This window comes from Rhizobium sp. Root149 (genome assembly GCF_001427345.1).
GTDB lineage: Bacteria > Pseudomonadota > Alphaproteobacteria > Rhizobiales > Rhizobiaceae > Neorhizobium > Neorhizobium rhizoryzae.
In genome coordinates this window covers 87,016-113,721 of the sequence record NZ_LMGD01000012.1, presented here as the reverse complement: position 1 = coordinate 113,721, position 26,706 = coordinate 87,016, and the positions used below count along the sequence as shown (strand labels likewise).

General features: G+C 59.0%; 26 protein-coding genes. 15 read left to right on the top strand and 11 right to left on the bottom strand.

The window, feature by feature from the left end; translation table 11 throughout:
- The first annotated feature begins 148 nt into the window (after window positions 1-148).
- Window positions 149-1,426 (top strand): hypothetical protein, encoded by a 1,278-nt coding sequence (locus ASD54_RS07455; RefSeq protein WP_082547127.1) that lies wholly within the window; start codon window positions 149-151, stop codon window positions 1,424-1,426.
- Between the two features lie 143 nt (window positions 1,427-1,569).
- Here the strand turns inward: ASD54_RS07455 and ASD54_RS07450 are convergent, their stop codons facing one another.
- Together ASD54_RS07450 and ASD54_RS07445 are read right to left on the bottom strand one after the other, a co-directional pair.
- Window positions 1,570-2,526 (bottom strand): hypothetical protein, encoded by a 957-nt coding sequence (locus tag ASD54_RS07450; protein WP_062553982.1) that lies wholly within the window; start codon window positions 2,524-2,526, stop codon window positions 1,570-1,572.
- Window positions 2,527-2,649: 123 nt separating this feature from the next.
- The gene (locus tag ASD54_RS07445) at window positions 2,650-2,907 is read right to left on the bottom strand and encodes a hypothetical protein (protein ID WP_062553981.1); all 258 of its coding nucleotides are present in this window, start codon (window positions 2,905-2,907) and stop codon (window positions 2,650-2,652) included.
- 148 nt (window positions 2,908-3,055) lie between these two features.
- Here ASD54_RS07445 and hemF point away from each other — a divergent pair, with 148 nt between their 5' ends.
- The 3 genes from hemF to ASD54_RS07430 all read left to right on the top strand — a co-directional run bounded on the left by hemF (window position 3,056) and on the right by ASD54_RS07430 (window position 4,734).
- Window positions 3,056-3,970 carry an oxygen-dependent coproporphyrinogen oxidase gene (gene hemF / locus ASD54_RS07440; protein WP_062553980.1) on the top strand — a complete coding sequence of 305 codons (915 nt, stop codon included), beginning with the start codon at window positions 3,056-3,058 and terminating at the stop codon, window positions 3,968-3,970.
- A 93-nt stretch (window positions 3,971-4,063) separates the two neighbouring features.
- Window positions 4,064-4,336 (top strand): hypothetical protein, encoded by a 273-nt coding sequence (locus ASD54_RS07435; RefSeq protein ID WP_062553979.1) that lies wholly within the window; start codon window positions 4,064-4,066, stop codon window positions 4,334-4,336.
- 197 nt (window positions 4,337-4,533) lie between these two features.
- Window positions 4,534-4,734 (top strand): DUF1059 domain-containing protein, encoded by a 201-nt coding sequence (locus ASD54_RS07430; RefSeq protein WP_062553978.1) that lies wholly within the window; start codon window positions 4,534-4,536, stop codon window positions 4,732-4,734.
- 6 nt (window positions 4,735-4,740) lie between these two features.
- Here the strand turns inward: ASD54_RS07430 and ASD54_RS07425 are convergent, their stop codons facing one another.
- From ASD54_RS07425 to ASD54_RS07415, 3 genes are read right to left on the bottom strand one after another with little or no spacing between them, the layout of a single operon-like run.
- Entirely contained in the window at window positions 4,741-6,006 is a 1,266-nt protein-coding gene (locus tag ASD54_RS07425; RefSeq protein WP_062553977.1) for a CCA tRNA nucleotidyltransferase, read from the bottom strand.
- Window positions 6,003-6,650 carry a CoA pyrophosphatase gene (locus ASD54_RS07420; RefSeq protein ID WP_062553976.1) on the bottom strand — a complete coding sequence of 216 codons (648 nt, stop codon included), beginning with the start codon at window positions 6,648-6,650 and terminating at the stop codon, window positions 6,003-6,005. Before ASD54_RS07420 ends, ASD54_RS07425 begins: the two co-directional genes overlap by 4 nt.
- Complete coding sequence (locus tag ASD54_RS07415; RefSeq protein ID WP_062553975.1) at window positions 6,647-7,270, bottom strand: DUF1285 domain-containing protein; 624 nt, start codon at window positions 7,268-7,270, stop codon at window positions 6,647-6,649. The genes ASD54_RS07420 and ASD54_RS07415 overlap by 4 nt, the downstream gene beginning before the upstream one ends.
- Window positions 7,271-7,444: 174 nt before the next feature.
- On the opposite strand from ASD54_RS07415, the gene ASD54_RS07410 reads away from it, so the two are divergent.
- Genes ASD54_RS07410 through ASD54_RS07390 form a run of 5 tightly spaced genes read left to right on the top strand, consistent with a single transcriptional unit; the run spans window position 7,445 to window position 14,724 of the window.
- On the top strand, window positions 7,445-8,458 hold the full coding sequence (locus tag ASD54_RS07410) for a MoxR family ATPase (protein WP_062553974.1): 1,014 nt from the start codon (window positions 7,445-7,447) through the stop codon (window positions 8,456-8,458).
- A gap of 42 nt (window positions 8,459-8,500) precedes the next feature.
- A complete protein-coding gene (locus tag ASD54_RS07405) occupies window positions 8,501-9,415 on the top strand; it encodes a DUF58 domain-containing protein (protein ID WP_062553973.1) in 915 nt (304 codons plus the stop codon).
- On the top strand, window positions 9,415-12,222 hold the full coding sequence (locus ASD54_RS07400) for a DUF4159 domain-containing protein (protein WP_062553972.1): 2,808 nt from the start codon (window positions 9,415-9,417) through the stop codon (window positions 12,220-12,222). Before ASD54_RS07405 ends, ASD54_RS07400 begins: the two co-directional genes overlap by 1 nt.
- 9 nt (window positions 12,223-12,231) lie before the next feature.
- On the top strand, window positions 12,232-14,304 hold the full coding sequence (locus tag ASD54_RS07395) for a hypothetical protein (RefSeq protein ID WP_062553971.1): 2,073 nt from the start codon (window positions 12,232-12,234) through the stop codon (window positions 14,302-14,304).
- Entirely contained in the window at window positions 14,305-14,724 is a 420-nt protein-coding gene (locus ASD54_RS07390) for a GNAT family N-acetyltransferase (protein WP_062553970.1), read from the top strand.
- A gap of 5 nt (window positions 14,725-14,729) precedes the next feature.
- Here the strand turns inward: ASD54_RS07390 and ASD54_RS07385 are convergent, their stop codons facing one another.
- Window positions 14,730-15,263, bottom strand: a complete 534-nt coding sequence (locus tag ASD54_RS07385; protein WP_062554735.1) for an N-acetyltransferase — start codon at window positions 15,261-15,263, stop codon at window positions 14,730-14,732.
- A 244-nt stretch (window positions 15,264-15,507) separates the two neighbouring features.
- Between ASD54_RS07385 and ASD54_RS07380 the strand changes: the two genes are divergently transcribed.
- On the top strand, window positions 15,508-16,491 hold the full coding sequence (locus ASD54_RS07380) for a glutathione S-transferase family protein (protein ID WP_062553969.1): 984 nt from the start codon (window positions 15,508-15,510) through the stop codon (window positions 16,489-16,491).
- Between the two features lie 2 nt (window positions 16,492-16,493).
- Here the strand turns inward: ASD54_RS07380 and ASD54_RS07375 are convergent, their stop codons facing one another.
- On the bottom strand, window positions 16,494-16,982 hold the full coding sequence (locus tag ASD54_RS07375) for an NUDIX domain-containing protein (protein WP_062554734.1): 489 nt from the start codon (window positions 16,980-16,982) through the stop codon (window positions 16,494-16,496).
- Between the two features lie 41 nt (window positions 16,983-17,023).
- On the opposite strand from ASD54_RS07375, the gene ASD54_RS07370 reads away from it, so the two are divergent.
- The 3 genes from ASD54_RS07370 (at window position 17,024) to ASD54_RS07360 (ending at window position 19,364) form a co-directional block, all read left to right on the top strand.
- Window positions 17,024-17,977: a metallophosphoesterase gene (locus ASD54_RS07370; protein ID WP_062553968.1), complete on the top strand. Its 954-nt coding sequence runs from the start codon at window positions 17,024-17,026 to the stop codon at window positions 17,975-17,977.
- 77 nt (window positions 17,978-18,054) lie between these two features.
- Window positions 18,055-18,528: a hypothetical protein gene (locus tag ASD54_RS07365; protein WP_156379125.1), complete on the top strand. Its 474-nt coding sequence runs from the start codon at window positions 18,055-18,057 to the stop codon at window positions 18,526-18,528.
- Window positions 18,528-19,364, top strand: a complete 837-nt coding sequence (locus ASD54_RS07360) for an anti-sigma factor (protein ID WP_062553966.1) — start codon at window positions 18,528-18,530, stop codon at window positions 19,362-19,364. The genes ASD54_RS07365 and ASD54_RS07360 overlap by 1 nt, the downstream gene beginning before the upstream one ends.
- Window positions 19,365-19,417: 53 nt before the next feature.
- Here ASD54_RS07360 and leuA read toward each other — a convergent pair whose 3' ends face one another.
- A complete protein-coding gene (leuA, locus tag ASD54_RS07355; protein WP_062553965.1) occupies window positions 19,418-21,169 on the bottom strand; it encodes a 2-isopropylmalate synthase in 1,752 nt (583 codons plus the stop codon).
- Window positions 21,170-21,504: 335 nt separating this feature from the next.
- Complete coding sequence (locus tag ASD54_RS07350) at window positions 21,505-22,689, bottom strand: benzoate/H(+) symporter BenE family transporter (protein ID WP_062553964.1); 1,185 nt, start codon at window positions 22,687-22,689, stop codon at window positions 21,505-21,507.
- Between the two features lie 252 nt (window positions 22,690-22,941).
- Here ASD54_RS07350 and ASD54_RS07345 point away from each other — a divergent pair, with 252 nt between their 5' ends.
- Window positions 22,942-24,039, top strand: coding sequence for a carboxynorspermidine decarboxylase (locus ASD54_RS07345; protein ID WP_062554733.1), 1,098 nt, complete (start codon window positions 22,942-22,944; stop codon window positions 24,037-24,039).
- A gap of 50 nt (window positions 24,040-24,089) precedes the next feature.
- Complete coding sequence (locus ASD54_RS07340) at window positions 24,090-25,328, top strand: saccharopine dehydrogenase family protein (RefSeq protein ID WP_062553963.1); 1,239 nt, start codon at window positions 24,090-24,092, stop codon at window positions 25,326-25,328.
- A 67-nt stretch (window positions 25,329-25,395) separates the two neighbouring features.
- Here the strand turns inward: ASD54_RS07340 and ASD54_RS07335 are convergent, their stop codons facing one another.
- Window positions 25,396-26,280 carry a cobalamin B12-binding domain-containing protein gene (locus ASD54_RS07335; protein WP_062553962.1) on the bottom strand — a complete coding sequence of 295 codons (885 nt, stop codon included), beginning with the start codon at window positions 26,278-26,280 and terminating at the stop codon, window positions 25,396-25,398.
- Between the two features lie 171 nt (window positions 26,281-26,451).
- Window positions 26,452-26,688 carry a 30S ribosomal protein S21 gene (gene rpsU, locus ASD54_RS07330; RefSeq protein ID WP_062553961.1) on the bottom strand — a complete coding sequence of 79 codons (237 nt, stop codon included), beginning with the start codon at window positions 26,686-26,688 and terminating at the stop codon, window positions 26,452-26,454.
- Between the last annotated feature and the right edge of the window lie 18 nt (window positions 26,689-26,706).

Sequence of the window (26,706 nt, the reverse complement as noted above, 5' to 3'; positions counted from 1 at the left end):
AGCTACAGGTAGTATTGGCGAATGCGAAGGATTATGACACACTCAGTGTGCAGCGCACAATTATGATGGCGTGAGCGGGCCCGAACGTCTGCCGCACCAGTGTCACGAACATAATTTAGGAACGAACACCGAAACCGGAGACACGTCGATGTTCCCTTCAGCATTTACGCATAACATCACGCAGTTTGCCCGTACTCTCAGCCTGCCGGAGCGTTTCCAGCATTCACCGATCCGCAATCTCTCGCTGGAACATTTGCGCCGCCGCAACGCAACGCTCGACACCCTGTTCTACGACGTCAAATGCGTGACGGCAGAAGAAGCCTTCTATATCAGCAGTTGTCTCGCAGCCGAAGGCGCGATCCTGATCGTGCCGCCCACAGGCGCAGATCCCCTGCGGCTTTGCGATACCGTGGACGATTTCTTCCAGGCGGGTGGAGCAACGATCGAGACACTTGCGATCGCCGGTGTCGGCAGCTCCGCTCTCGGCTCTGCGGCGCTAGGTCGCAATATCGCAGATGCGACAGGCAAGCCGGTGGCCGTGGTCATTTCGGGTTACGGCCTCGCAGATGCGGTGACCGAAGCCATGGGCGGCTATTTCCTGTTTGGCTACATGAACTCCGTACGCCATGCCTTCGAACAGCTGGATGAATTCTTCGGCCGCCCGCAATTCGGTGTTGCCACCCGTCTGAGCACGGACAAGCTTTGCCAGGGCAGTCTCGACACCCAGACGGTACGGGCGCTGCTGGTCGACCCTCGTCTGTCGCTGAAGTTGCTCGTCGGTCACTCGAAGGGCAATCTGGTCTTGTCGGAAGCGCTTTATGATCTGGCCGAGAATGAGAAGGAACGCGCGCGCCAACTGGCGGGAGCACTCAAGATCGTGACGATCAGCGCCCGCATCGCCATGCCACCTCTGTTCAGGGATGTCATCGACATCATGGGCGAATGGGATTGGTTCGGCGAACTCAATTCGCGAAAGTCCATTCCCTCTGACCGGATCGTCCCGCAGGGACTGCATCATACGAATACGGAACTGCCGAACCACATTCCGGTAACGGCACTCCTGAGCGAACTGCTGTCTACACCGGCAACCATTCCGGTATCGGAGCAGGTTCAAAGCCTTGCTGTTGAGGAGCCTGAAGCCCACATCCCGGCAGATGCCGCAGAGCAGCCCCTCGCAATCGACGTTGCTGCGCCAGAGATGGCAGAAGCAAGAACGGACAGTGCCCCGGAAGCGAGCAATGGGCCGCCCGAGGAAGCCGGTCAGCAACCGGATGTCATGATCGAGGCCGTCCCCGTGCCATCGCAGCCGGAAGACACGCGGGAAACCCTGCTTACAACAACAACGCCTGCTCCGGCAGAAGAGACCAAGGTTGTGGCGGCACCCCTTCCCTTCAAGCCAAAGCGCGGCTTCCGCAGAGGGAAGTAAGCGTCAGGCGGGTCACGGAGCGACAGCAGAAGAACAAATTGAAGGGGCCGGTAGAACACTCTACCGGCCCCTTCTCTCGAACCACCTCCCTCGGCATTACTAGGGACAAGGGGCATGCCGAAGGCAGGTTCAAACACAAACATCTATTGCAGGGCGCGAAGCGTAGCCGCCATTGTTGTATTGGTAATATTGAGGCCAGTTTCCCGAAGTTTCGATTGAACTGAAAGGGCAGCAAGCCTTGCGGCATCTTGCTCCATGCCGGTGTCGATCAAACCTCGGACATCACCGCCGACAGTTTCCATGATCCGCGCAACTGTCGCCGATGCGCCGCCGACACGAGCGCCCGCGGCATTGACGCCAACGGAAGCGTCCGTCAGGCCGCGCATCATTCTGCCAACGGCGGAAAGCATACCCTCGATCTCGTCATTGCCGACGGAACGCGACACCGATATCTCCCGGGACGATGGAGGAACTGCTATCTGGGCGCCTGCTTCTAGCAGGTGATAATCATAAGGCGCACCTGATCTTGTGATGCCGGAATAGGATCGCGTCAGCAGTCCGTCGCTTGCATCCTCCTTGGCAACGAGGGTCGATTTCGCCGTATCGAAATCGATGATGTTTATCGCCACGTCACCATTCCGATCAGAGCTGACGGAGCCCACGATCGACTGGACCTTCGGCACTTTTCCTGTTTCGCTCTGAAGCCAGTTCTGGCCTTGGAACGATCCCGCCTGGGCGATGTCCAACAGTCGGCCCTTCAAGTCGGAAAGCGCCGAGTTTACACCGTCCTTATCAACGCCAGGGGTCTTGGCGAGATAGAGCTTCGACTGGATGTCGGACATGACCTCGGTCGCGGCGTCAAGCGCGACGGACGCCTTGTCGGTCAACGCCGCCGAAAGAGCCTGCGCGTCCTCTGCGCTGGAAAGAGAAATGCTGCTGGACTTCACCGTCGTTGCGATGGACCAGTAAGCTTCGCTACCTGCCGTTTCCGCGACCCCGCCAGCTGGCGCGGCCCGCTCTGACCTCACAGGCTGTGCGCGCGTCGACTCGGTCCGCCCGGAAATCGGTAAACGGGTCAAATCAGTGAGGATACTCGACATCAAAACTCCGCTGAGCAGAGCCGGCTACACGTGACCGGTTCAGTGCACCTTTTAGCGAAGAATGTTTTTGGGTTCCGTTTCGGAAACAGCTAAAGCTTTACGGAATACCGCATGATTGCAGCCTCAATCGGCACTCGGTAGTCGCCGCATCGTAAATTCGATCTCATCGCCGTCGAGCTGACGCCAGCTTTCAACCTCGGTCCAGTAAGCGGCCTTGGGGAAGGTATCGAACCATTCGCGTGCTTTCTGGCGTGCTTCCGGTCTGGAAAGACGGAAAGTTTCCCGCACGAAATGGCTCCGACCGGCTTCACCTTGTGACTGCCGGTGCCGGTCGATCCGTCGTTTCAAGCCGTCGAGCGGCGGTGATGTGAATTTCGCCATGCGCTCTTACCTCTAACAGTCAGATAGTAGCAGAAAGAGATAAAGCGAGTCGAATCGTCTGCGACACCGGTTGCGATTGCGTCCGAGCGATTGCCTGTTTAGAACCCCTCCAATTCATCACGCGCGCATCAGCGGATTCGAGGACAAAATGGAACGACCGCAGATTCCGATCGGCCTGCCCGACGACATCGAGGACAAGAAGCTGCAGGCACGTCACTGGTTCGAGCATCTGCGGGATGAAATCTGTGCATCGTTCGAAGCCCTCGAAGATGAACTGTCCGGCCCCTTGTCGGACCGCGCTCCCGGTCGCTTTCGACCGAAGGACTGGCTACGCGAAGGCGGCGCCGGTGGCGGTGGTCGCATGTCGATGATGGAAGGCCGCGTTTTCGAAAAGGTTGGTGTCCATACGTCCACGGTGCACGGCGAGTTTTCCGAGGAGTTCCGCAAGCAGATGCCGGGCGCGTCCGAGGATCCGCGTTTCTGGGCATCCGGCATCTCGCTCATCGCGCACCCGGTGAACCCGAATGTTCCTGCCGTGCATATGAACACACGCATGGTCGTCACCTCTGGCCTCTGGTTCGGCGGCGGCGCGGATCTGACCCCCGTGCTCGACCGGCGCCGGACGCAGGACGATGCTGATTCGCAGGCTTTCCATCGCGCAATGGAAGAACCTTGCCGCAGACATGCCCACGTCGCGGATTACGAAAAGTTTAAATCCTGGTGCGACGAGTATTTCTTCCTCAAGCATCGCAACGAGGCCCGCGGGATTGGCGGCATCTTCTATGATTGGCTCTATCCCCGCGAAGAAGCTGGCGGTTGGGAGGCAAATTTCGCCTTCACTCAGGATGTCGGAAAGGCATTTCGCGATATTTATCCGCAGCTTGTCCGCAAGAACTTCAACACGGAATGGACCGAGCAGGACCGCGACGAGCAACTGGTTCGCCGCGGACGGTATGTGGAGTTCAATCTCCTCTACGACCGCGGAACGATCTTTGGCTTGAAGACCGGCGGCAACGTCGAGTCCATCCTGTCGTCCCTGCCCCCTTTGGTGAAATGGCCCTGACGCGCCCGTGAAGGGGTGTGACTGCAAAGTCCATTGACAAACTAGAGATCCGTATCATCCTCATCCGCATTACTACACTGGAGGAGGATCATCATGGTCGCGTCAGGCAGCGTAGCAGTCCCCCCGAACACCCCTCAGCAGACAGAGACCTCTCGTTTGCTGGCAACTCCCGAATTGATTGACCGATTGGCTGCGGAACTCAGAGCCCGCAGTGATGCAGACCTGCCCCATGCGTTTTATGTCGCGCAGGTTCGCCGGCAACTCGCATCCCAGGCGAATGAAAACATCCCCGGATCGTCGGAACCACAGCGTCGGGCGGGCTCGGCTCACCCCTCCGTTTTCCACGCCTGGGCGCTTTCGGACTAAGCATCGGGCGAAAAAGTGGAATCCGGTTTTTCGCTCAACGGATGCGTCAACAAAGAATTTAGAGCGGCGGGCCGTTGCCGATTAGTCGCCCGACGCTCTAGGCATCGCTTTCGGGAACCGGCAGGTTTCCCGCCCGTTTAGACCTCGGAGACACGTTGAGGAGCGCGTCTCCGAGCGTTGAAAACGGGAGATGTATCATGAGACAGTTTGAATGCGGGACACTGGTGCCTGGTTGTGATTGGCATACACGCGCGGATCAGGACGCGGAGATCGTCCGCCGGGCTGTTGACCACATGCGCACGGCCCATGGCGAAACCGTTATTCGCGAAACCATGGTCGAGCACATCAAGGAGCGTATCCGCGACGAACGTGCCGAGCCTGCACAACCCGCTGGCTGACAGCCGTCAGTCAGCCTGCTCAATGATTGTAGCCAGCCGGGTGGTCAATGCTGCCCGGTCGTCGACAAAATTTCGCTCGACCCACTCGGCCTCGAGTTGTCCCAGGACCTTTCCGAACTTTGGGCCCGGCGTCAGCCCCAGTTCAACGAGATCCGCACCGCTGACTGGAAATTGAGGCTTCACGAAAGCGATTGCCCGCTTCAACAGGGTGTCAAGCTTGGCCGCCTTCAGCATCTCGTCATTGTCATCAACGGCCTTGGCCCTGGCATTGACCAAGGCGAGCCGCAACCGCATGATGATCCCGGTCACGCCCTGCCGATAAAGCGCGCGATCGAGGGCGGCACCCGCCATATCGGGTGTGATTGAGGGCGCTGCGGCAAATGATTGAAGAGCCTCCGCCTCCGCGCGTGACAGGCGCAGCCTGTCCGCCATCACGCGAATACGCTCGCCGTCCGGCGGGATGATCGCCGCCAGCCGTAGCATGGGATCCGGTTGCCATTTCAGAGCCGTCTCGGTCGCAACCAGACCATGGATCGCGTCGATGCCCCATTTTTCCGTTTCAGGCAGCACCGCCGTCAGCACGCCAGAGGTGCGCATCCACAACAGGGCGCGCGAAGGATCAGGCGCTGCCAGCAGCTTTCGCAGTTCCGACCACACACGCTCGGCAGACAGACTATCCAGCTTGTCCTTGGCCCGCGCACTGGCGCGCAGGCCATCGGCATCCGGCCTCCCCGATCCGTAATAGGCGAAGAACCGGAAGAACCGCAGCACACGCAGGTAATCCTCGGCAATACGTTGATGTGCGTCTCCAATGAAGCGCAGGGTCTTCGTCTCGATATCCGGCAAGCCGTTGACGAGATCGACGACATCGCCATCGGCCGTTGCATAGAGCGCATTGATGGTAAAGTCTCGCCGCTCTGCATCCGCCTGCCAGTCGGTGCCGAAGCTCACCTTTGCGCGCCGCCCGTCGGTTTCCACATCCTGCCGAAGCGTGGTGACCTCGAAGCCCCGACCATCGATCACCAGCGTCACGGTCCCGTGGTCGATGCCGGTCGGCACAGCCTTGATGCCAGCCGCAGCAGCCCTTTCCATCACGACCTGCGGAAGATTGGTCGTGGCAAAATCCACGTCGCTGATCGGCGCGCCCATCAGGGCATTGCGGACAGCACCGCCAACCACACGACCTTCACCGCCATCAGCGTTCAACAAGGCAAACACCCGCTGGACAGCCGCATCCTGCAGCCACGCCTCATGAGCAAGGTTCACCGTCATGCATAAAGCCTTTCGTAAAGCGTGCGCAGAATGCCTGCGGTAATGCCCCAGATGTTCCATTCGCCATAGGGCATTCGGTAGAAATAATGGGTTGTACCGTTGAAATCGCGGCTGTCGCGCTGATGGTTGGCAGGGTCCATCAGGAAGGACAATGGCACCTCGAACACCTGCTCCACTTCCGTCGGGTTCAACCGAAGCTCGAAACCGCGTTCAACCACTGACAGCACAGGCGTGATGCGGAAGCCCGTCGCGGCAAAATAATCCGGCAATCGCCCCACCGGCTGAACAAAGCGTGGATCGAGACCGATTTCTTCCTCGGCCTCCCGCACTGCTGCCCTTTCAACGGAGCCATCCTCGGGATCAACGGCTCCGCCCGGAAATGCAATCTGACCCGAATGCTTGCGCAATGTCGCGGTACGTTTCGTGAAAATGATCTTCGCGCCGTCGGCGTCATCGACAACGGGTATCAGTACGGCCGCATCTTTCAGCTTGCGGGCAGAAACCTCCGCAATGATCGCAGGGTTGAGTATGTGGTCCCCATGCTCGGCGGATGCGAGATCGAGCGGGCTGCCCGACTGGTTGAGGGCACGGCGCCGGAACTCGGCAGCGGAGTAGAAGGCTGGGTTCAGCAGCAGCTCGCTCATTGGCTCAACGCATCCAGTTCATCCGCGGGCATCACCGGAAAAAGACACGCGCCGGATCGCAGCGCGAACATCTCTCTGCCATCGATCTCGACGGTCTCGCCGCGTTCGACCAGATCATACATCACGGCGCGGGAAACAAGCGCCTCCAGCCGCCCGCGCACGAGGACGTAGGGTTTGAGCTGTCGCTTTTCACCAGCAATCTCGAAACGGAGGGGATGCTCGGCATCGACAGAGACGAGGTCACCCACATTTGTGCGAAACGTGATGACCGGCAATCCTGCCTTGTCGGCCACATTCATTTCAACGGCCAGAAACGGCGCATCCTCCACGCGGATGCCGACTTTTTCCACAGGTGTGACGAGATAGGTCTTGCCGTCTTCATCCTTGCGCAAAACCGTGGAAAACAGGCGCACCAGGGCCGGTCTGCCGATCGGGGTACCAAGATAGAACCAGGTACCATCGGCACGAATTTCCATATCCAGATCACCGCAAAAAGGCGGGTTCCAACGCTCGACGGGCGGTAATCCTCGTTCACGATTGCCGGTCTGATCGGCAGCGCGTGCGATCATGGCTGCCAGTCCCGCAGCGTCGCCTGCCGCTCTTATTGTCTCGTCTGCCATAATTTCATTCACGCTTGCTGTTAATGCAGTGCTCTGTCACGAGATAGTCATTCACAACGTCCTTGTCAGCCGCTATCGCGGGAATAAGTTGAAAAGGGCGAATTCTACACTTGATCGAGACGATTCGTTCGCCCGGCATAATGCCGGGTCAGAAGAGCCAGATGGAGACCGAAAATGGGCGTCATGACTTCCACCGAAACTCCGCTGGACGAAAAGGCGATCGTCGCTGCCGCCGAGCAGGCGCTCGCCGACATCTCGACGGTTCGATCGGAAGTCTCCAAGGTCATCTTCGGCCAGGAGCACGTTGTCGAAAACACCCTTGTTGCAGTCCTCTCCGGTGGCCATGCCCTTCTGGTGGGCGTGCCAGGCCTTGCCAAGACGAAGCTGGTTACGACGCTTGGTACGGTGCTGGGGCTTGATGCCAACCGCATCCAGTTCACACCGGACCTGATGCCCTCCGATATCCTCGGCACCGAAGTGATGGATCAGGACGAGAACGGCCGCCGCTCTTTCCGTTTCGTCAAGGGTCCGGTCTTCGCGCAGCTTCTGATGGCGGACGAAATCAACCGTGCCAGCCCGCGCACCCAGTCGGCACTGCTGCAGTCCATGCAGGAATATCACATCACGGTGGCTGGCCAGCGCTATGATTTGCCCTCGCCGTTCCACGTTCTGGCAACACAGAATCCGCTGGAACAGGAAGGCACCTACCCGCTGCCGGAAGCGCAGCTCGACCGTTTCCTCCTTCAGGTGGATGTTCTCTACCCGGATCTCGCCGCCGAACGTCAGATCCTGCTCGATACCACCGGCATTGCCGAGGCACGGGCAACAAAGGTCATCGAGGCATCGCGCCTCCAGGAAATCCAGAAGCTCATCCGCCAGATGCCGGTAAGCGACAAGGTGGTGGATGCGATCCTGTCCCTCGTGCGCTCCGCCCGTCCTGGTCAGGGCAATACAATGACAGACCGTCATGTGGCCTGGGGTCCGGGTCCGCGAGCCGGTCAGGCACTGATGCTGTGCGCGCGCGCCCGTGCGCTCTATGAAGGCAGGCTCGCCCCCTCCATTGATGATGTGCACGCTCTTGCCGAACCTGTTCTCCAGCACCGCATGGCCCTGACATTTGCCGCGCGTGCCGAGGGCATGTCGGTGCGCGATGTCATCAGCGGCCTCGTCAAGCAATCGAACGCCTGATTGGCGATCCTGTAACATGCGTCATCGTTCAAAGGAGCAGGCGTGGCATCCATAGGCCAGATCGTTTCCCAGACACCCGGCAGTGAAGTTCTTGCGCGCGCCCGCCAGCGGGCAGCACTCGTGCCGGATTGCATGGTGGAGGCGAAGCGGATTGCCAATACGGTGATCTCCGGCTGGCATGGTCGCCGCAAGCGCGGCGTTGGCGAAAATTTCTGGCAGTTCCGCCCCTATACCGATGGCGAAAACCTCTCCCGCATTGACTGGCGAAGGTCTGCTCGAGATGACCACGCCTATGTCCGTGACCGCGAATGGGAGGCTGCCCACACGGTCTGGCTCTGGGCCGACATGTCCCCGTCGATGATGTACAAGTCCACCTATGGTATGGTGTCCAAGGAAAGCCGCGCACTGGTTCTGATGCTGGCGCTGGCTGAAATCCTGGCGCGGTCGGGCGAGCGCATCGGCTGCCCGGGCGTGATGGAACCTGTCTCCGCCCGCAACGCCGCAGAAAGGCTGGCAACCGCCATCATGCATGCGCCGCCGACCGAAGGCCTTCCTCGAACGGACATGATACGCGGCGCCAGCGACATCGTTCTCATCGGTGACTTTCTGGACGATGCAGACAAGATCATGGAACGCCTCTCGCCTCTCGCAAAACGTAGCCTGCGAGGACATGTGATCGAGGTCGCCGATCCGGCGGAAGAGATTTTCCCCTATGCTGGCCGCACGGAATTCACCGATCCGGAAACGGGTGAAAAGCTGACATCCGGCCGAGCCGAAACGCTGCGGGACGACTATCAGCGCGCCTATCTCGCGCGCCGTGAAAATCTTGGCCAGTCGTTGCGCCGGATGGGCTGGAGTTTCATCTTCCATCGCACGGACCACCTGGCGTCAGAGGCGCTGGTGGCCGTTCACGGTCATCTGTCCGGCAATCCGCCGCGCCTGGCAGGAGGACGCTGATGGGAGCCCTCGCCTTCGCAAGCCCATTCATCCTCATCGCGCTTGTGGTGCTGCCTGCCATCTGGTGGTTGCTGCGCCTGACACCGCCTAAGCCGCGGTCGGAAGTGTTCCCGCCGCTGGCCATTCTCGCCAAGGTTCTGAAGCGGGAGGAAACCCCTGCCCAGAGTCCGTGGTGGCTGACGCTGCTGCGGATGCTGATGGCAGCCGCACTGATCTTCGCCATTGCAAACCCCGTTCTGAACCCCCGGACCGGCTCCTTGAACAATGGGGGGCCACTTGCTCTGATCGTCGATAACAGCTGGTCCACGACCGCCGACTGGCAGCGTCGCGTGGAAACGGCTGCGATGTTGATTGACGATGCGGAGCAGGCCAACCTGCCGGTTTCCATCGTGTTCACGACGGATGCAACGCATGACGCGGTCCCTGCAAGTGCCGCCGCTGCCCGTGAGAAGCTGGCCGCAGCGCAACCCAAACCACTTCCGCCCATGAGAGAACGCGCGGCAGATGCCCTTGTCGAAGCCTTCAACGGCTCGCGTCCCGGCACTATCGCATATCTGAGCGACGGCATTGCAACGGCTGAAGACGCGGACATGGTGGCAGACCTCTCCAGTCTGTCGGCGGCAGATGTGCGCCTGATCACCGGTGAAGGCTCAAACGCGGTTGCGCTGACGCAGGCTGCGAACGATTCGGGGGCCATGAAAGTGACCGTCGAGCGCCTGTCGCGCGATAGTGCCCGCAGCCTCACCGTCAACGCACTCGATCAGCAGGGTCGTTCACTCGCAACCGCGCCCTTGAACTTCGCGGCAGGCGCTTCAACGGCCACGGCTGAAATTGCAGCGCCATTCGAATTGCGCAACGACTTCGCACGGCTTGCAATCGATGGCCTTGCTACCGCAGGATCGACCCATCTTCTGGATGATGGCTTCAAGCGTCGCCGTGTTGCCCTTCTCTCCGGCGATAGCAGCAATGAAGTGCAGCCGCTTCTTCAGCCGCTCTATTACATCAGTCGCGCCTTGCAGCCCTATGCGGACATCATCGAGCCCAAGAGCTCGGATCTGACGGCATCGCTGCCGGAGGTTCTGAACACCAATCCATCCGCCATCATCATGGCAGATATTGGCCGCTTGCCTGCAGAAACCTACGAGCCGCTGCAACGCTGGCTGTCGCGCGGTGGCGTGTTGATCCGTTTCGCCGGTCCGCGTCTCGCAGCGGCACCGGCAGACGATCCGCTGGTGCCTGTCAATCTGCGCCGTGGCGAGCGTGCGCTGGGTGGCGCTCTTTCCTGGGCGGAACCGCAGCCGCTTGCTGATTTTCCAGCGATCGGCCCCTTTGCCGGCATGCCACGCGCGGGAGACGTCACCGTCAACCGTCAGGTGCTTGCCGAACCCTCGCCGGATCTGGCGGAGCGCACCTGGGCAAGCCTTGCCGATGGAACGCCGCTGGTCACGACCCGTGAGGTGAATGCCGGCCGCATCGTGCTTTTCCACGTCAGTGCGGAGGCAACATGGTCAGACCTGCCTCTGTCCGGATCCTTCGTTGAAATGCTGCGCCGCCTGATGCAGGTTGCCCGTGCCGGTGGAGCGCAAACCGCTTCGCAGGGCGGAGAGGCTGCCGTGGCCCTGCCGCCCTATCGGCTGCTGAATGCTGAAGGCGTTCTGACAACACAGATCGGCTCGGCAAAACCGCTGACGACAGCCCCGGGGAAGGTTACATCCGCATCCTTAGATCATCCGCCAGGGCTTTATGGCAATGAGGACGGCTTCAGCGCGGTCAACCTGCTGCCCCCAACAGCCAAACTCGACCCCGTCAACATGTCTGCCGAGGGCATGACCGTTGCCCGTGAGGGTCTCATTGGCCGCGAAGCCGTGTCGCTGAGGCCTGCGCTGTTCACGCTTGCGCTGATACTCCTGCTTCTCGATACGCTGATTGTCCTTGTCATGAATGGTGCCTTTTCCAAAGCGGCTCGTCGTGGCCGGATTGCGGCTGTCCTCGCAACTTTGATTGCTCTGCCCTTTGCCCTACCCGCTCCGCCCGCCCATGCAGCGGATGCGCGACCCGGTGACGAACAGGCGCTGGAGCGGCTGGATACGACCCACCTTGCCTATGTCATCACCGGCGAGCCGGAAGTAGACCGTATCTCGGAAGCGGGCCTCGAAGGTCTCACCCAGTTCCTGACATTCCGCACAGCTCTCGAACCCGGCGCGCCGGTTGGCCTCGACATCTCAAAGGATGAACTGGCCTTCTACCCGATGATCTATTGGCCGATCTCCGCAACAGCGCCTATGCCCAGCGCGGCAACAATTTCGCGGATCGATGCCTATATGCGAAACGGCGGCACGGTTCTGTTCGATACCCGCGACCAGATCTCGTCGTTCGATGGCAGCTCGACCTCAGCCAATGGCCAGCGGCTGCAAGACATTCTGGCCAACGTCGATATTCCGGCATTGGAACCAGCGCCCGCTGACCACATCCTGACGCGCGCCTTTTATCTCCTGTCCAATTTTCCGGGTCGCTACAGCGGAAGCCCCATGTGGGTGCAGGCTCGCCAGGAAGCGCGCAATCCGGATCGTCCGCTCGCCGCGTCCGGGGATGGCGTCAGTCCGATCCTGATTACGGCCAACGATCTGGCGGGTGCCTGGGCGATCGATGCAAACGGCATCCCGCTGCTGCCGACCGTTCCCTCGGACGAAATGCAGCGCGAATATGCCTATCGAACCGGCGTGAACATCATGATGTACATGCTGACCGGCAACTACAAGGCGGATCAGGTTCATGTGCCGGATCTGCTGCAGCGGCTTGGCCAGTAGGATATCGGGATGAATATTGAATTCTCACCCTTTCTGCCGTGGTCCGTTCTTGTCGTTCTTGGCGTTTTCGCACTTGTGCTGGTCGTGCTTTCGCTTTGGCGCGGCATGCGGGGCGCAACGCTTCGCGCCGTTGCGCTTGCTGTTCTTCTCCTGTCGCTGACCAATCCAACCCTGACGCAGGAAGACAGGGAGCCCCTGTCGACCATCGTTCCGGTGATTGTGGACCGCTCACAGAGCCAGCAAACGGCCGAGCGTACCCGCCAGACTGATCAGGCATTACAGGCACTGACCGACCGTCTTTCACGTTTTCCCCGCATCGAGCCGCGCATCGTTGAGGTGAAGGATGAGGATACCGACACACCCTCGACCCGTCTCTGGTCCTCGCTCAACGCAGCGACCGCGGATGTTCCGCCTGCGCGGGTGGGCGGCGCGATCTTCCTGACGGACGGACAGGTGCATGATCTGCCCGGAACAAATCAGGATCTCGGCTTTACCGCACCGATCCACGGACTGATCACCGGTCGTGCCGGAGAATATGACCGGCGCGTCCAGGTCGTAAAGGCGCCGCGCTTCGGCATTGTCGGAGAAGAGCAGGAGATGACCCTTCGCGTGGTGGACGAAGGTCCGGCACCGGGCGGGGCTGCGTCCGTCACCATCCGCATGAACGGCGAAGTGATTGGCAACCTGCAGGCAAATCCGGGCGTTCCGATCCCCTTCCGCTTCAATGTGCCGCGTGGTGGCAACAACATCATGGAGTTCTCCGTGCCGGAAGTGGCCGGAGAGGTGAGCGCCGCCAACAATCGCGCCGTCCATGTCATTGATGGCATTCGCCAGAACCTGCGCGTTCTGCTGGTATCAGGCGAACCGCATGCCGGTGAGCGCGCATGGCGCAACCTGTTGAAATCAGATGCCTCCGTCGACCTGGTGCATTTCACCATTCTTAGGCCAAGCTTCAAGCAGGATGGCACGCCGATCAACGAACTGTCGCTGATCGCCTTTCCGACACGCGAACTGTTCATCGAGAAGATCAATGATTTCGACCTGATCATCCTCGACCGCTACCAGAACCTCGGCACGACCCCCATCCTGCCGATGCTCTATTACGATTACATCGCGCAATATGTGGAAAAGGGTGGCGCCCTGCTGGTGGCGGCGGGCCCGGAATATGCCGGTGATTCGTCAATTGCGCTCACACCACTCTCTACGGTTCTGCCTGCCCTGCCGAGCGGCAGCGTCCACAATGCTCCGTTCTTCCCGCGACTTTCGGATGAAGGCAAGAAGCACCCTGTGACGCGTGGACTGGATGGCGCAGCCGCAGAGCCGCCGGCCTGGGGACGCTGGTTCCGCACGGTGGATGTGGATCCGCCGCAGGGCCAGACAGTGATGCTGGGCGACGGCACCCGCCCTCTCCTCGTCCTGGATCGAAAGGGCGAAGGGCGTATTGCTACTCTCTTGTCCGATCAGGGCTGGTTATGGGCCCGAGGTTTCGAGGGCGGCGGCCCGCATGTGGCGCTCTACAGGCGCATCGCGCACTGGCTGATGAAAGAGCCGGAACTTGAAGAGGAAGCGCTGACTGCGCGCGCCGTCGGCCGAACCCTGGAGGCGACGCGCCAGACCATCGGCGACGATCCGGGTCCGGCGACCATTCGCTATCCGTCCGGCAAGACAGAAACAGTCGCCTTCACGGCGGCAGGTCCGGGTCTCTACCGGATCGAGAAGCGGATGGATGAAACCGGCCTGTTCGAAATACGCAATGGCGACCTCTCGACGCTGGTTCATATCGGCAATGTCGATGCGCCCGAATTCCAGGCCATGATTTCCACCGGCGACGTACTTGCACCCTATGCCCAGAAGACGCGGGGCCTGATCAGCCGCGTGGCCAATGGCGACGGCGTGACGATCCCCGATCTCCTGCCTGTGCGTGGCGAGGTCAGGATCAATGATCCGAACCGGATGGTCATCCGCATGACAGATGAAACCGTGCTGAAGGGTATCGATTCGACACCGCTTTTCGCCGGTTTTGCAGGACTGGCAGCGCTTCTTCTGGCAATTTCTGCCATGTGGTGGCGCGAAGGACGATAAATGGCATTTGATCTGGTTGTTTCCGACGTCGTGACGCCGGATATGGAAGAGGCGATTCGAGGGCCTCTGGTCGCGTACAACAATGCGCGGTTCGGCGAGAGCAGCAAACGCGACCTCGGCATCTACCTCCGTTCAGAGGCTGGAGAGATCACGGGCGGATTGATCGGCTGGACGGCCCGCGACTGGCTCTATCTTCAGCTGCTCTTCATACCGGATGAAAATCGCGGTCATGGCCTTGCTGGCCGACTCTTGAGCATGGCGGAGAACGAAGCGCGTGCACGAGGCTGTGTCGGGGCCTATCTCGACACCATGAACCCAGATGCGCTGCAGACCTATCTGAAATACGGCTACAGGATCATCGGCAAGAACGGCCCGATGTCCGGCGGCCAATTCATCACTTGGCTGAACAAGGTTTTCTGAGAAGCTTATTCCGCGGCGAGAGCCAGAGCCACCGGTTGCCAATCCTGCCAGGCAATTTCGCCTTTCAGACGGGCATGAACATTTTCGCCAAGTGGCACGACCAGAATGCGCGCCGGATCGGTTGGTCCCGGGAAAGTCAGCGCGTTGTAGGCAACACGCTCGAACCCGAGCGGCATGTAATAGGGAGCATCGCCGACAAGAATGACGGCCTCAGAGCCCTTACGCCGTGCGGCCTCGATTGCGATGCGAACCAGTTCACGTCCGATACCCCGGTTCTTGTGCGATGGCCGCACGGCAAGCGGCCCCAGCAGATGCCCGTCAACCCCGCCTGCTCTCACTGCGGTCATCCGCACAGAGGCAATCGTCTCGCCGTCATCGGCGCAGATGAAGGAGAGCGAGCGGTCATGCGGACCCTGTTCGCGAATACGCTGCGATGACTTGGTGAACCGACCGGGACCAAAGGCCTCGGCATTGATCAACTCGATGATTTCATCGTGGGAAGCATCTTCAGTGAGGTAGACGAGATCGTGCTTGTTCATGAGCAGCCAGACCATATAAGACAAAACAACGGCATTGTGAACGACGCCGAGGGGGCGTCCGGCAGTTCAATCAACGTCGTCGAAGTGTCAGGGTCTGGGCCATTGTCGATTTCCTCACTTGGAAAATCGCAATAACAGTAAAATTTATAGTCGTCTATCGAAAACACACTGTCTTCATTGCGGAACTCGCTTTTCATTCGAGGACTTGTATCGTTGCAACGACGACAGTGAGGAGAATGAACGCATGGGAATGCTTGTCGAAGGCCAGTGGCAGAACGTCTGGTATGATACGAAGTCGACGGGCGGGCATTTCAAGCGTGATGCCTCCCGCTTTCGCAACTGGATCACGCCGGATGGCTCTGCGGGTCCGTCCGGTCAAGGCGGCTTTAAGGCAGAAGCGGGCCGCTACCACCTTTATGTATCACTCGCCTGTCCCTGGGCGCACCGCACGCTGATTTTCCGAACCCTGAAAAACTTGGAGGACATGATCAGCGTATCCATCGTCAGCCCTCTGATGCTCGATAACGGCTGGGAATTCAAAACGGAGGATGATCCGGATGCAACGCCGGATCATCTGTTCGGCAGTCGCGCACTCTGGCAGGTCTATGTGCGCGCGCATTCGACCTATTCAGGCCGCGTAACGGTGCCGGTTCTCTGGGACAAGAAGAACGAGACGATCGTCTCTAACGAATCGGCGGAAATCATCCGCATGTTCAATTCGGCCTTTGATGCACTGACGGGCTCGACGCTCGACTTCTATCCATCATCGTTGAGAACAGAGATTGATGCGCTGAACGCCCGCATCTACGATGCGGTCAACAACGGCGTCTACAAGGCTGGATTTGCGACGACGCAGGCTGCCTATGAGGAGAATGTGACCGCGCTATTCGCCATGCTGGATGAGCTCGACCGCCGCCTAACACAACAGCGCTATCTCTTCGGCAGCCAGTTGACGGAAGCGGACTGGCGTCTTTTCACGACCCTTGTGCGGTTCGATCCGGTCTATGTCGGCCACTTCAAATGCAATATTCGCCGCATCGCTGATTATCCAGCACTCTCGGGATATCTGCGGGATTTGTATCAGCACCCCGGCATCAGGCAGACGGTCAATCTCCGCCACATCAAGCATCATTATTATCGAAGCCACAAGACGATCAATCCCACAGGTGTGGTGCCGGTTGGACCACAACTCGATCTCGACACACCCCACGGTCGGGATCATTTATGAGCCTACCAGATCTCCTGCTTTGGCCTCTCGCCTGAAAGCTCTTCCAACCGCCGCAACGTCGCGGCGGTGACATCTACGGGCAGATGGTCGAGAGGAAAGAACCCGCTCTCGGCAATTTCCCGGTCAGGCGCTCGTGGCGCCGTCTGCCGCACATTCACCCGGTAAAGGATCACGTGGTCACGCTTGCTGGCGCGACTGTTCTGATAGACCTGAAACAGCAGCGGCTCGCCATCGATCTCGAGATTGCCTTCCTCTCGCAACTCTTTCGCCAAGGCAGCCGCGGCGGTTTCTCCGTGTTCGACGCCCCCGCCCGGAAGATACCAGCCCGGAACATAGGTATGGCGGACCAGAAAGATGCGGCCTTGCGCGTCGAAGCAAGCTGCGCGAACCCCGAGCGTCATGCCCCGCGTGAAGGCAAACAGCCGATGCAGGACGGAAACGATAACCCTCGTCCTCAATCCGCGGATTTCCTGTATTCCTTCATTGCTCATGCGGGTTGCCCCCTTGGCCTGCAAGCTCTATGTCTCGAGCAATGTACACCTTCGCGCACATTTCAGATGTTCACCTTGGCCCGCTTCCTCGCCTGACAGTGCGCGAACTGGCCTCGAAACGCATCACCGGCTTTATCAACTGGCACCGCAACAGGCGCAAGCATCTGCTTGTGAATACATTGGATCTCCTGTTGAGCGATATCCGCACGAAACAGCCGGACCATCTGATGATCACCGGCGATCTTGTCAATCTCGCAACCTCCATCGAGATCCGGCTGGCGGGCGAATGGCTGCGCAGCATCGGCGATCCACTTGATACGACGGTGGTGCCCGGTAATCACGATGCCTATGTGCCCGGCGCTCACGATCGCTCCGTGCGAGAATGGTATCCGTTCATCGCGGCGGACAATGATCCGAATGACTGGTCCGACGAGGACCACATTTTCCCGACCTATCGCCGCCGCGGACCAATCGCCATCATCGGCTGCTCTACCTCAAATGCGACCCTGCCCTTTTCCGCCAGCGGACTATTCAGCAGCCGGCAGGCCCGCGAAACCGTCAATCTCCTGCGCAAGGCGGGAGAAGAAGGTCTGTTTCGCGTCGTGATGATCCACCATCCACCCATTCGCGGCGCGGCCGCTTCCCACAAGCGCATGCTGGGCATTCGCCGTTTCAATGCAGCAATCTCCACCGGCGGCGCAGAGCTAGTCCTCCACGGCCACACGCATCTCAATACGCTCTACCATTTGAAGACACATGCAGGCAGCGTGCCGGTGGTCGGTATCGCTTCAGCCTCGCAGGGGCCGGGTGGACATAAACCTCCGGCCGCCTATAATTTCTTCACATTGTCGGGCCAACCTGGTTCCTGGAACCTTGCATGTGATCGGTTCGGACTGACACAGGAAGCGGATGCCATTGCTCACGAGCAACGACGTGTTCTTTACGGAACACCGGCACCACTTCCGGAGCCACCACCTCTCGAACTAGAACTGTAGCCAGTTTGGCGAAAGCCTTGGCCTGTAGTGATAATTCGGAAACTTTGACGATTGACAGATTCGGTACCAAGGAATTCATGGACGTAAAGCCAAACAACACGGACATTCGACGGGACCTCGTTTCCCTGCTGCCCCGTTTGCGGCGTTTTGCCCTTGTTCTTGCGCAGAACGGGGCGAAGGCGGATGAGCTTGTGTCCAAGGTGTGCGGTCAGGCTCTGCTGAAGGCACCGTTCCAGGATGCGGAAGACCGGCTGGATCTGCGCCTGTTCGGCGCAATCTGCTCCCTGTGGCGAACGGAAATCCGCAAGAAGAAGGCATCCAACGAGACAGTCGTCTGCCTCCATTCCGCGGCTACCAGTTCACCACAATTGCCAATGATCCTCTCCGCGGAACTGGCTGCGGCCTTTCTGCTCTGTGCGGTCGAAGAACTGTCCTATCGCGAAGCGGCAGCGGTCATGGCAACGACGGAGGACAGCATTGCGGAGACGGTTCTGGCCGCCAGACGCGAACTTGCCATTGTCACCGAAAGCGAAGCGGAGCGCCGAGCCTGATGTCCGACAATCTGCGCCAGCCCTCGCTTGATGCCCGTCTGTCCGCCATGCTGGATGGAGAAGTGACTGAGGCGGAGAAGTCTGAACTGGATGACATTCTCGCGAATGATCCAAATGCAAAACTGACCTCGGACAAACTCAGGCAAGCCACAGAACACGGTCGAACGCTGTTCAATGAAATGCTGAAAGAGCCGGTTTCGCTCAGCCTCGTCAGAAGCATCAAGACAGCACCGGAAGGCCGTCGCGCCTTGCGTTTTCCGAAGCAGGAAACCGTTCGGCAAAAGCTCAAGCCTACCTACCGTCTCGCGATCACCTCGTCCGTCATTATGTTCGCGCTCGGCGCAGCGGCCGGCTACATGGTCGGCGCCCCGTCCCACATGATGACCTATGCGGATATCGCGGGCGATCCAAGCAAAGCCTGGCTGGATGATGTTGCGTCTCACTACCGGCTCTTTTCCCGCCAGTCGCGACATCTCGTGGAAATTCCGGCGAACGAATCCGCGCATATCGTCGAATGGTTGATGGCGACCACGGGCATTTCATTTCGCATTCCCGATCTCACTTCGGAAAAGCTCGTCTTCATGGGTGCTCGCCTGTTTTCGGCAGGCGGAAGGCCGGTGGGGGAACTGATCTACCAGAACCGGGATGGCGAGGTTATCGCCATATCCTTCACCAAATTCATTTCGCCCATGCCGGAAAAAGACATGCGCGAGAGCATTCGAGACGATATCGGAATGGTGACCTGGCAGGGCTTGCAGGCAAGCTACGTGCTGACTGGCCCCTCTTCCGATGCCGATCTGGAGGGCTTGGCGACAAAGATAGCCGGCATTATCTAACAACAGTATTCATTCGAAAAGCGCCCGGGTTAGAAGCCCGGGCGCTTTCCATATCAGCTATTCGCCAGAACGCGGTTCGCAGCGGAGACGATCGCCTCGAGCGAAGCCGTCACGATATTGGTGTTGATGCCCGCACCGAACAGTTTACCCCCATCGTACTCCATCTCGACATAGGCGATGGCGGACGCATTCGAGCCATGCTGGAGGGAGTGCTCGGAATAATCCGCCACCGACAGTTCCTTGCCGAGATAGATCGATAGAGCATTGATGAAGCCGTCGATCGGTCCAGTACCCTTGCCTTCGATCCGCTTGGTCTCGCCATTATCGGTGATTTCAGCCGCAACGATCCGGATCCCTCTCTGGTCGGTTCCGGCCGGATAGGTGTGGTGATCCACGAACTTGATGCGGCCTTCCGGCTGATCGACATACCGCTCGATAAAGCGCTCGTAGATACGCTTGGAGGGCAGCTCCTTGCCTTCTTCGTCTGTGATCCGCTGGATATCCTCGCGGAATTCGACCTGCAGATTGCGTGGCAGATTGATGCCGTAATCCTGGGAGAGGATATAAGCGATGCCACCCTTGCCTGATTGCGAGTTGATGCGAATGATCGCTTCGTAGGTACGGCCCACGTCCTGCGGATCGATCGGCAGGTAAGGCACTTCCCACACCGGCGAATTGGCCTGCTTGATCGCCTTCATCCCCTTGTTGATCGCATCCTGGTGAGAGCCTGAGAAGGCGGTATAGACCAGCTCGCCAACATAAGGATGACGCTCAGGGATCGTCATCTCGTTTGAATATTCGTAGACCGCTTTGATGCGCTCGATATCGGTGCAATCCAGCTCGGGATCGACGCCTTGCGTATACATGTTCAGCGCCAGGGCCACGACATCCACGTTGCCGGTGCGCTCGCCATTGCCGAACAGCGTGCCTTCCACGCGGTCGGCACCGGCCATCAGGCCCAGCTCCGTTGCGGCGATGCCCGTGCCGCGGTCATTGTGCGGGTGCAGGGAGATGATGACATTCTCGCGGTTGTCGATATTGCGGCACATCCACTCGATCTGGTCCGCATAGATGTTGGGCGTTGCCATCTCAACCGTGGAAGGCAGGTTGAGGATCAGCTTGTTCTCAGCCGTCGGCTTCACTTCGGCAATCACGGCATTGCAGATTTCCAGCGCCACTTCCAGCTCCGTTCCGGTGAAGCTTTCCGGCGAATATTCGAAGCGATAACCACCATTCTCGCTGCTGGCGGCCTTTGAAGACATGTCCATGATCATCTTGGCAGCATCAACGGCGATCTGCTTGATGCCATGCACATCCTTTGCGAACACGACGCGCCGCTGCAATTCGGACGTGGAATTGTAGAAATGGATGATCGGCTTGTAGGCACCTTCTAAGGATTCGAAGGTGCGGGTAATCAGTTCCGGGCGGCACTGGACCAGCACCTGCAGGGACACATCCCGAGGCACACCGCCTTCTTCCACGCACCAGCGGGCGAAATCGAAATCCGTCTGCGAGGCGGAGGGGAAACCGATCTCGATTTCCTTGAAACCCATGTCCAACAGGAGCTTGAACATGCGCGCCTTGCGATCATGACCCATCGGGTTGACGAGCGACTGATTGCCGTCGCGCAAATCGACGGAGCACCAGATCGGCGCCTTGTCGATGACCTTGGACGGCCATGTGCGATCCGGAATATTGATCGTGGGGTACGGGCGGTACTTGCGGGATGCATCCGGCATTCCCCGGCTCTGACCCGTGGCCTGGCTCGATGTCGCGGCTTGCGTTGCGGGAGTATTGGCAGTCATTCGTCTTCTCCTTCGCGTCCAGCGTCACGCTTATGGCATCAGCCTGTTACAGCGTTGAAACACTGGATCAAGGCCTCTATGGAGGCTTTCGGTCTTCAAATCATGGATTTTGTGAAAAGGAGCTCTAGCCGGCAGGCTCTTTCGGCCGCCGGGCGCTCCTTAACGGACCCGGCAACCGCCGATAAGGCCGAGAAGAAGAAGCGAGTTTAGGGCAGCAGAAGACGCGCGGTGTGCCATCTGGCCCGCGACGCAAGAAGTCGGAAATGTACTGCCCGTGATCTTCATGGAGAATTTGATACCGTGGGATGCGATGTTGCGCAAGATGGGTTGCGCCCTCAGTGACCATTTTGCTGAACGAAACGTCGCAGACCCAACATAAACGCACCTGCGACGAGGCCCCAGAAGGCTCCGGAAACACCCATGAAAGCGGTACCGGACGCCGTAACCAGAAAAGTAATCGCCGCCGCCTCACGGTGATCCGCATCGCGGAAAGCAGCCTGCGCCGAGCTGGAAAAGGCGCCGACCAGCGCAAGCCCCGCCACGGCCTGCAAAAGGATCGGTGGAGCAAAAGCGACAAAGGCGATGATGGCGGAAGCCAGAAGTCCGAACAGAATATAGCCAATCCCGCCGATGATCGCCGACCAGTAGCGCCGTTTTGGATCCGGATGCGCCTCATCGCTGGCGCACATGGCCGCAGTGATAGCCGCCAGATTGACCGGAACCGCACCGAACAGCGCCGCCACCAACGAAAACACGCCTGTCGAGGCAAACAGCGGACCGGGCGCAGGCTCGTATCCATAGACTTTAAGAATGGCGATGCCGGGAATGTTTTGGGAGGCCATGGTCACGACAAACAATGGAATGGCGACGGAGACGAAGCCATGCCAGGTGAAGGTCGGCATCACCGGAACGAGCGTCGGATGAATGGAACTGCCCAGTTTTGAGAGCATGTCCGGCGGCAGGTCCACGCCGAACACAAGCACCAGCGCAAAGGCGCCGAGGGCCGCAGGCACCGCCCAGAGCCGCTTCCACATGAGAAACACCATCCAGGTTCCGACGATCGGCAGCCCAAGCCAGGGGTTGAATGCGATAGCCTTGACCGGTGCAAGGCAGAGGCTGAGCAGGATGCCGGCCAGCATGGCATTGGCAAGCGAAGCGGGTATCATGCGCATGGCCTTGCCGAGCGGCTGAAACAGGCCCGACAGGATGATGAGAACCGCACACATGACGAAGGCACCAGCCGCAGCGGAGAAGCCACCCTCGATCATGCCGACGCTGGTGAGAAGAGCCGCGCCGGGAGTGGACCATGCGCAACTGATCGGCATACGCTTCCAGAGCGGGAAGATGATGCCGAGCAATCCCATCAAAGCTGCCAGCACGAAAAGCGCGGATGCCACCTGATCCGGCGCCGCCCCCATGGCTGTCAGCCCCTGCATGATGACGGCGAAGGAACTGATGAAGCCGACAAAGGCAACCAGCGTCCCCATGATGGTGGCCTGGATGGAAAAGTCTTTCAGCATGGCATGCAATCCGCGGCAGTGAATCCGTATCGGAAGTCACACCAGATTGCAGCGATGCGAGCAAGCTTATTGCGGGGTAATTCAGTTCTCTGAGCAGATTCTCTGAAAGCCGCCCAAAATCCAAGAAACCTTGAGGTTTACCTGCTTTGCCTCTTGCCTTCTGCCCCCCTTTTGCATAAGCCCCCAGCCGACGCATTCGGGGCGTCCCGTTCACTTCCGCCGGAAACGGCTGGGTTCACGAAGGATGAAGCCTTGATCCAGACTCCCTATTACCTCATCGACAAGTCAAAGCTCCTGCGCAACATGGAGAAGATCGCGACCTTGCGCGAACTGTCCGGCGCCAAGGCTTTGCTGGCGCTGAAATGCTTTGCCACATGGTCCGTCTTCGACTTCATGCGCGACTATATGGACGGCACCACCTCATCCTCCTTGAATGAGGTGCGCCTTGGCCATGAGCGGTTCGGCAAGGAAACACACGCCTATTCGGTTGCCTATGCCGATTACGAGATCGACGAAGTCGTCTCTCATGCCGACAAGATCATCTTCAACACGATTGGTCAGCTGCAACGCTTCGAGAAGCAGTCTGCCGGCATCATTCGTGGCCTGCGGCTGAACCCCGGCGTGTCTTCGTCGAGCTTCGATCTGGCAGATCCCGCCCGCCCCTTCTCGCGGCTCGGCGAATGGGACCTGAGACAGGTCGAACCAGTGATGGACCTCATCACCGGCTTCATGATTCATAACAATTGCGAAAACGGCGACTTCGATCTGTTCGACAAGATGCTCGGCCAGATCGAAGAAAAGTTCGGCCCCCTGCTGAAGAAGGCCGAGTGGGTGAGCCTCGGTGGTGGCATCCATTTCACCGGAGAGAACTATCCGCTGGAAAAGTTCGCCGAGCGCCTGAAGCGCTTCTCCGGTGAGTACGGAGTACAGGTCTATCTGGAGCCCGGCGAGGCCTCCATTACAAAATCGACGACGCTGGAAGTCACCGTTCTCGACAAGCTCTACAACGGCAAGAACCTTGTCGTGGTGGATTCGTCCATCGAGGCACACTTGCTGGATCTTCTGATCTATCGCGAGAATGCCAAGGTTCATCCCAACCAGGGGCCACATCGTTACATGGTCTGCGGCAAGTCCTGCCTGGCCGGCGACATTTTTGGCGAGTTCGATTTCCCGAACGAGTTGAATGTCGGCGACCGCATTTCGATCCAGGACACCGCCGGTTACACGATGGTCAAGAAAAACTGGTTTAACGGCGTGAAAATGCCGGCAATCGCCATCCGTGAACTGGATGGCAGCCTCAGGACGGTCCGTGAATTTTCTTACACGGACTACGAAGAAAGCCTTTCCTGAAATACCTCAGGTTGGTCTCTGACGATTGGACATAGGAGTTGGTCCCTATCATGAGAAAGAACGTGCTCATCATCGGCGCGGGCGGCGTCGCGCAGGTCGTAGCGCATAAATGTGCGCAGAATAACGACGTGCTGGGCGATCTCCATATCGCATCCCGCACCAAGTCGAAGTGCGACGCGATCATCGCGAGCGTACACGAAAAAAAGGCCATGAAGCAGGCGGGCATTCTGGAAGCCCACGCGCTCAACGCCCTCGATATCGAAGCCACCAAGGCGCTGATTACCAGGCTTGGCATTCAGATCGTCATCAATGTCGGCACAGCCTTCCTGAACATGTCCGTCCTGCGGGCCTGCATGGATACGGGCGCTGCCTACATCGATACGGCCATTCACGAAGAGCCGAACAAGATCTGCGAAACGCCGCCGTGGTACGGTAACTACGAATGGAAGCGCGCCGCCGAATGCGAGGAAAAAGGCATTACCGCCATCCTCGGCGCCGGCTTCGACCCGGGCGTCGTCAATGCCTATGCCAAGCTGGCCAAGGACGAGTATCTCGACAAGGTCACCGACGTGGATATCGTCGACATCAATGCTGGCAGCCACGGCAAGTATTTCGCTACGAACTTCGATCCGGAAATCAACTTCCGTGAGTTCACCGGCGTCGTTTACTCCTGGCAGAAGGGTGAGTGGCAGGTAAACAAGATGTTCGAGATCGGCAAGGAATATGACCTGCCGGTCGTGGGCAAGCGCAAGGCCTATCTCTGCGGCCATGACGAAGTCCATTCGCTGGCCAAGAACATGGATGGCGCAGACGTGCGCTTCTGGATGGGCTTCGGCGATCACTACATCAACGTGTTCACGGTCCTGAAGTCGATCGGTCTTCTCTCCGAACAGCCGGTGAAGCTGGCCGATGGCTCCGAAGTCGTTCCCCTCAAGGTCGTCAAGGCCTGCCTGCCGGATCCGGCATCGCTCGCACCAGAGTATGAAGGCAAGACCTGCATCGGTGACTATGTGAAAGGCTTGAAGGACGGCAAGGAAAAGACCGTCTTCATCTACAACGTAGCAGACCACAAGGAAGCCTATAACGAAGTAGGCAGCCAGGGCATTTCCTACACCGCTGGCGTTCCGCCGGTCGCAGCAGCCATGCTGGTTGCCACAGGTGAGTGGGACGTCAAGAAGATGGCGAACGTGGAAGAGCTTGCTCCGAAGCCCTTCATCAACCTTCTGAACAAGATCGGCTTGCCGACTCGCATTCAGGATGAGAACGGCGATCGCGCTGTCGAATTCTGAAACGTCACGCCGTGAGCGTATTCATCGATCCGCCGGAGCAATTCGGCGGATTTTTTTCTACCCGGTTCTATGCAATACGACGGGAGAGATAGGCGGGAAAATCGCGCATATCCTGAAGCAGGATGATCCTTTCAGGCGCCACGAACGGCTGCGATACCGGACCGCCGATGACAATATCCGCATGGGCCGGAACTGTCGCATGCAGGCCGGCAAGGATTTTCTCGAACGCCCGGTACGCCAGGGAGATACTGCTGAGACAAACGCATCGGGCGCCATGGCGCTCTGCCGCATGCGCGATCTCCATGACGGAGAGATTTGGGCCAAGGTACAGCACGTTCCAGCCGGCTTGCCTGGCGAGGACTGCGGCGCAAAGCGCGCCGATTTCATGCGCTTCACCCTCCGGCGTCGTGGCGATGATGAGAGGCGCAGACGAACAGGGGGCCTCACAAAGATCGAGGCTGTCGAGCAACAGCTTCTTGATCTGCATGCTGGCAAAGTGTTCATCGGCAACCGACAACCGGCCTTCAGCCCACAACGCACCCACCAGGTTCATGAGGGGTGAAACCGTTGTGAAAATAAAGTCTTCCGTCTCCTGAACACGTCGGCGATCGGCCAGCCAGAGCGCGAAATCCGCGAACCTGCCGACACGAAGAAGTTCAACCCCGGGACGCAGCGCGTTTCGGAGCACGACATCCTGTGTCATGGATTGCAGATCCTTCGCGTCCAGTCCGACAAGCGTACTGATGCGGTAGCCAGCATCAATGCAGAGTTTGAGGGATCGAAGCCGCTCGGCATGGCGCAGGGTATAAGTATGGGGCTTCAGTTTTGCGCTGATAAAGTCGGTCAAACCATAGCGCTCTTCCCATACGCGTATCTGACGACTGGATAGGCCGGCATGCCGTGCCGTATCAGCAAGATTTAAAAGAGTTTGGTCAACATCTTCGGTCAACACGTCGAATCATCCGCCGTAATACTTTCGGCGAGTATGGAATGTTTCCCGCGATTCACAACAATTAAGGTTGAAAAGATAAAACGAATAAAACCTGAGCAAGTAATAGATGTGCGCCACAAGTATTTCTGACTATGGCACACATCTTGATATCGAGCCGAGACCCGAAGTGGTTTAGCGCGGGCGCACAGCCTTCTTCGGCATGGGCAGCAGACCTTCGCGCTGCATCTGCTTCTTCACAAGCTTGCGATGGCGGCGAACGGCTTCTGCTTCTTCGCGAACACGACGCTCTGAAGGCTTCTCGTAGGAAGTCCGGGCGCGCATCTCGCGGAAGATGCCTTCACGCTGCATGCGCTTCTTGAGCACACGAAGCGCCTGTTCGACGTTGTTGTCTCTGACGATGACCTGCAAGATGGCTCCTTGGTGCAG

Bases quoted from the DNA above. Each gene is read 5' to 3' on its own strand.
- ASD54_RS07450 (WP_062553982.1), bottom strand. From the start codon at position 2,526: ATGTCGAGTATCCTCACTGATTTGACCCGTTTACCGATTTCCGGGCGG.
- ASD54_RS07375 (WP_062554734.1), bottom strand. From the start codon at position 16,982: ATGAGCAATGAAGGAATACAGGAAATCCGCGGATTGAGGACGAGGGTT.
- ASD54_RS07455 (WP_082547127.1), top strand. From the start codon at position 149: ATGTTCCCTTCAGCATTTACGCATAACATCACGCAGTTTGCCCGTACT.
- ASD54_RS07390 (WP_062553970.1), top strand. From the start codon at position 14,305: ATGGCATTTGATCTGGTTGTTTCCGACGTCGTGACGCCGGATATGGAA.
- leuA (WP_062553965.1), bottom strand. From the start codon at position 21,169: ATGACTGCCAATACTCCCGCAACGCAAGCCGCGACATCGAGCCAGGCC.
- ASD54_RS07395 (WP_062553971.1), top strand. From the start codon at position 12,232: ATGAATATTGAATTCTCACCCTTTCTGCCGTGGTCCGTTCTTGTCGTT.
- ASD54_RS07420 (WP_062553976.1), bottom strand. From the start codon at position 6,650: ATGAGCGAGCTGCTGCTGAACCCAGCCTTCTACTCCGCTGCCGAGTTC.
- ASD54_RS07425 (WP_062553977.1), bottom strand. From the start codon at position 6,006: ATGACGGTGAACCTTGCTCATGAGGCGTGGCTGCAGGATGCGGCTGTC.
- ASD54_RS07350 (WP_062553964.1), bottom strand. From the start codon at position 22,689: ATGCTGAAAGACTTTTCCATCCAGGCCACCATCATGGGGACGCTGGTT.
- ASD54_RS07400 (WP_062553972.1), top strand. From the start codon at position 9,415: ATGGGAGCCCTCGCCTTCGCAAGCCCATTCATCCTCATCGCGCTTGTG.
- ASD54_RS07415 (WP_062553975.1), bottom strand. From the start codon at position 7,270: ATGGCAGACGAGACAATAAGAGCGGCAGGCGACGCTGCGGGACTGGCA.
- ASD54_RS07435 (WP_062553979.1), top strand. From the start codon at position 4,064: ATGGTCGCGTCAGGCAGCGTAGCAGTCCCCCCGAACACCCCTCAGCAG.
- ASD54_RS07410 (WP_062553974.1), top strand. From the start codon at position 7,445: ATGGGCGTCATGACTTCCACCGAAACTCCGCTGGACGAAAAGGCGATC.
- ASD54_RS07360 (WP_062553966.1), top strand. From the start codon at position 18,528: ATGTCCGACAATCTGCGCCAGCCCTCGCTTGATGCCCGTCTGTCCGCC.
- ASD54_RS07445 (WP_062553981.1), bottom strand. From the start codon at position 2,907: ATGGCGAAATTCACATCACCGCCGCTCGACGGCTTGAAACGACGGATC.
- ASD54_RS07385 (WP_062554735.1), bottom strand. From the start codon at position 15,263: ATGAACAAGCACGATCTCGTCTACCTCACTGAAGATGCTTCCCACGAT.
- ASD54_RS07365 (WP_156379125.1), top strand. From the start codon at position 18,055: ATGGACGTAAAGCCAAACAACACGGACATTCGACGGGACCTCGTTTCC.
- hemF (WP_062553980.1), top strand. From the start codon at position 3,056: ATGGAACGACCGCAGATTCCGATCGGCCTGCCCGACGACATCGAGGAC.
- ASD54_RS07370 (WP_062553968.1), top strand. From the start codon at position 17,024: ATGTACACCTTCGCGCACATTTCAGATGTTCACCTTGGCCCGCTTCCT.
- ASD54_RS07340 (WP_062553963.1), top strand. From the start codon at position 24,090: ATGAGAAAGAACGTGCTCATCATCGGCGCGGGCGGCGTCGCGCAGGTC.
- ASD54_RS07380 (WP_062553969.1), top strand. From the start codon at position 15,508: ATGGGAATGCTTGTCGAAGGCCAGTGGCAGAACGTCTGGTATGATACG.
- ASD54_RS07430 (WP_062553978.1), top strand. From the start codon at position 4,534: ATGAGACAGTTTGAATGCGGGACACTGGTGCCTGGTTGTGATTGGCAT.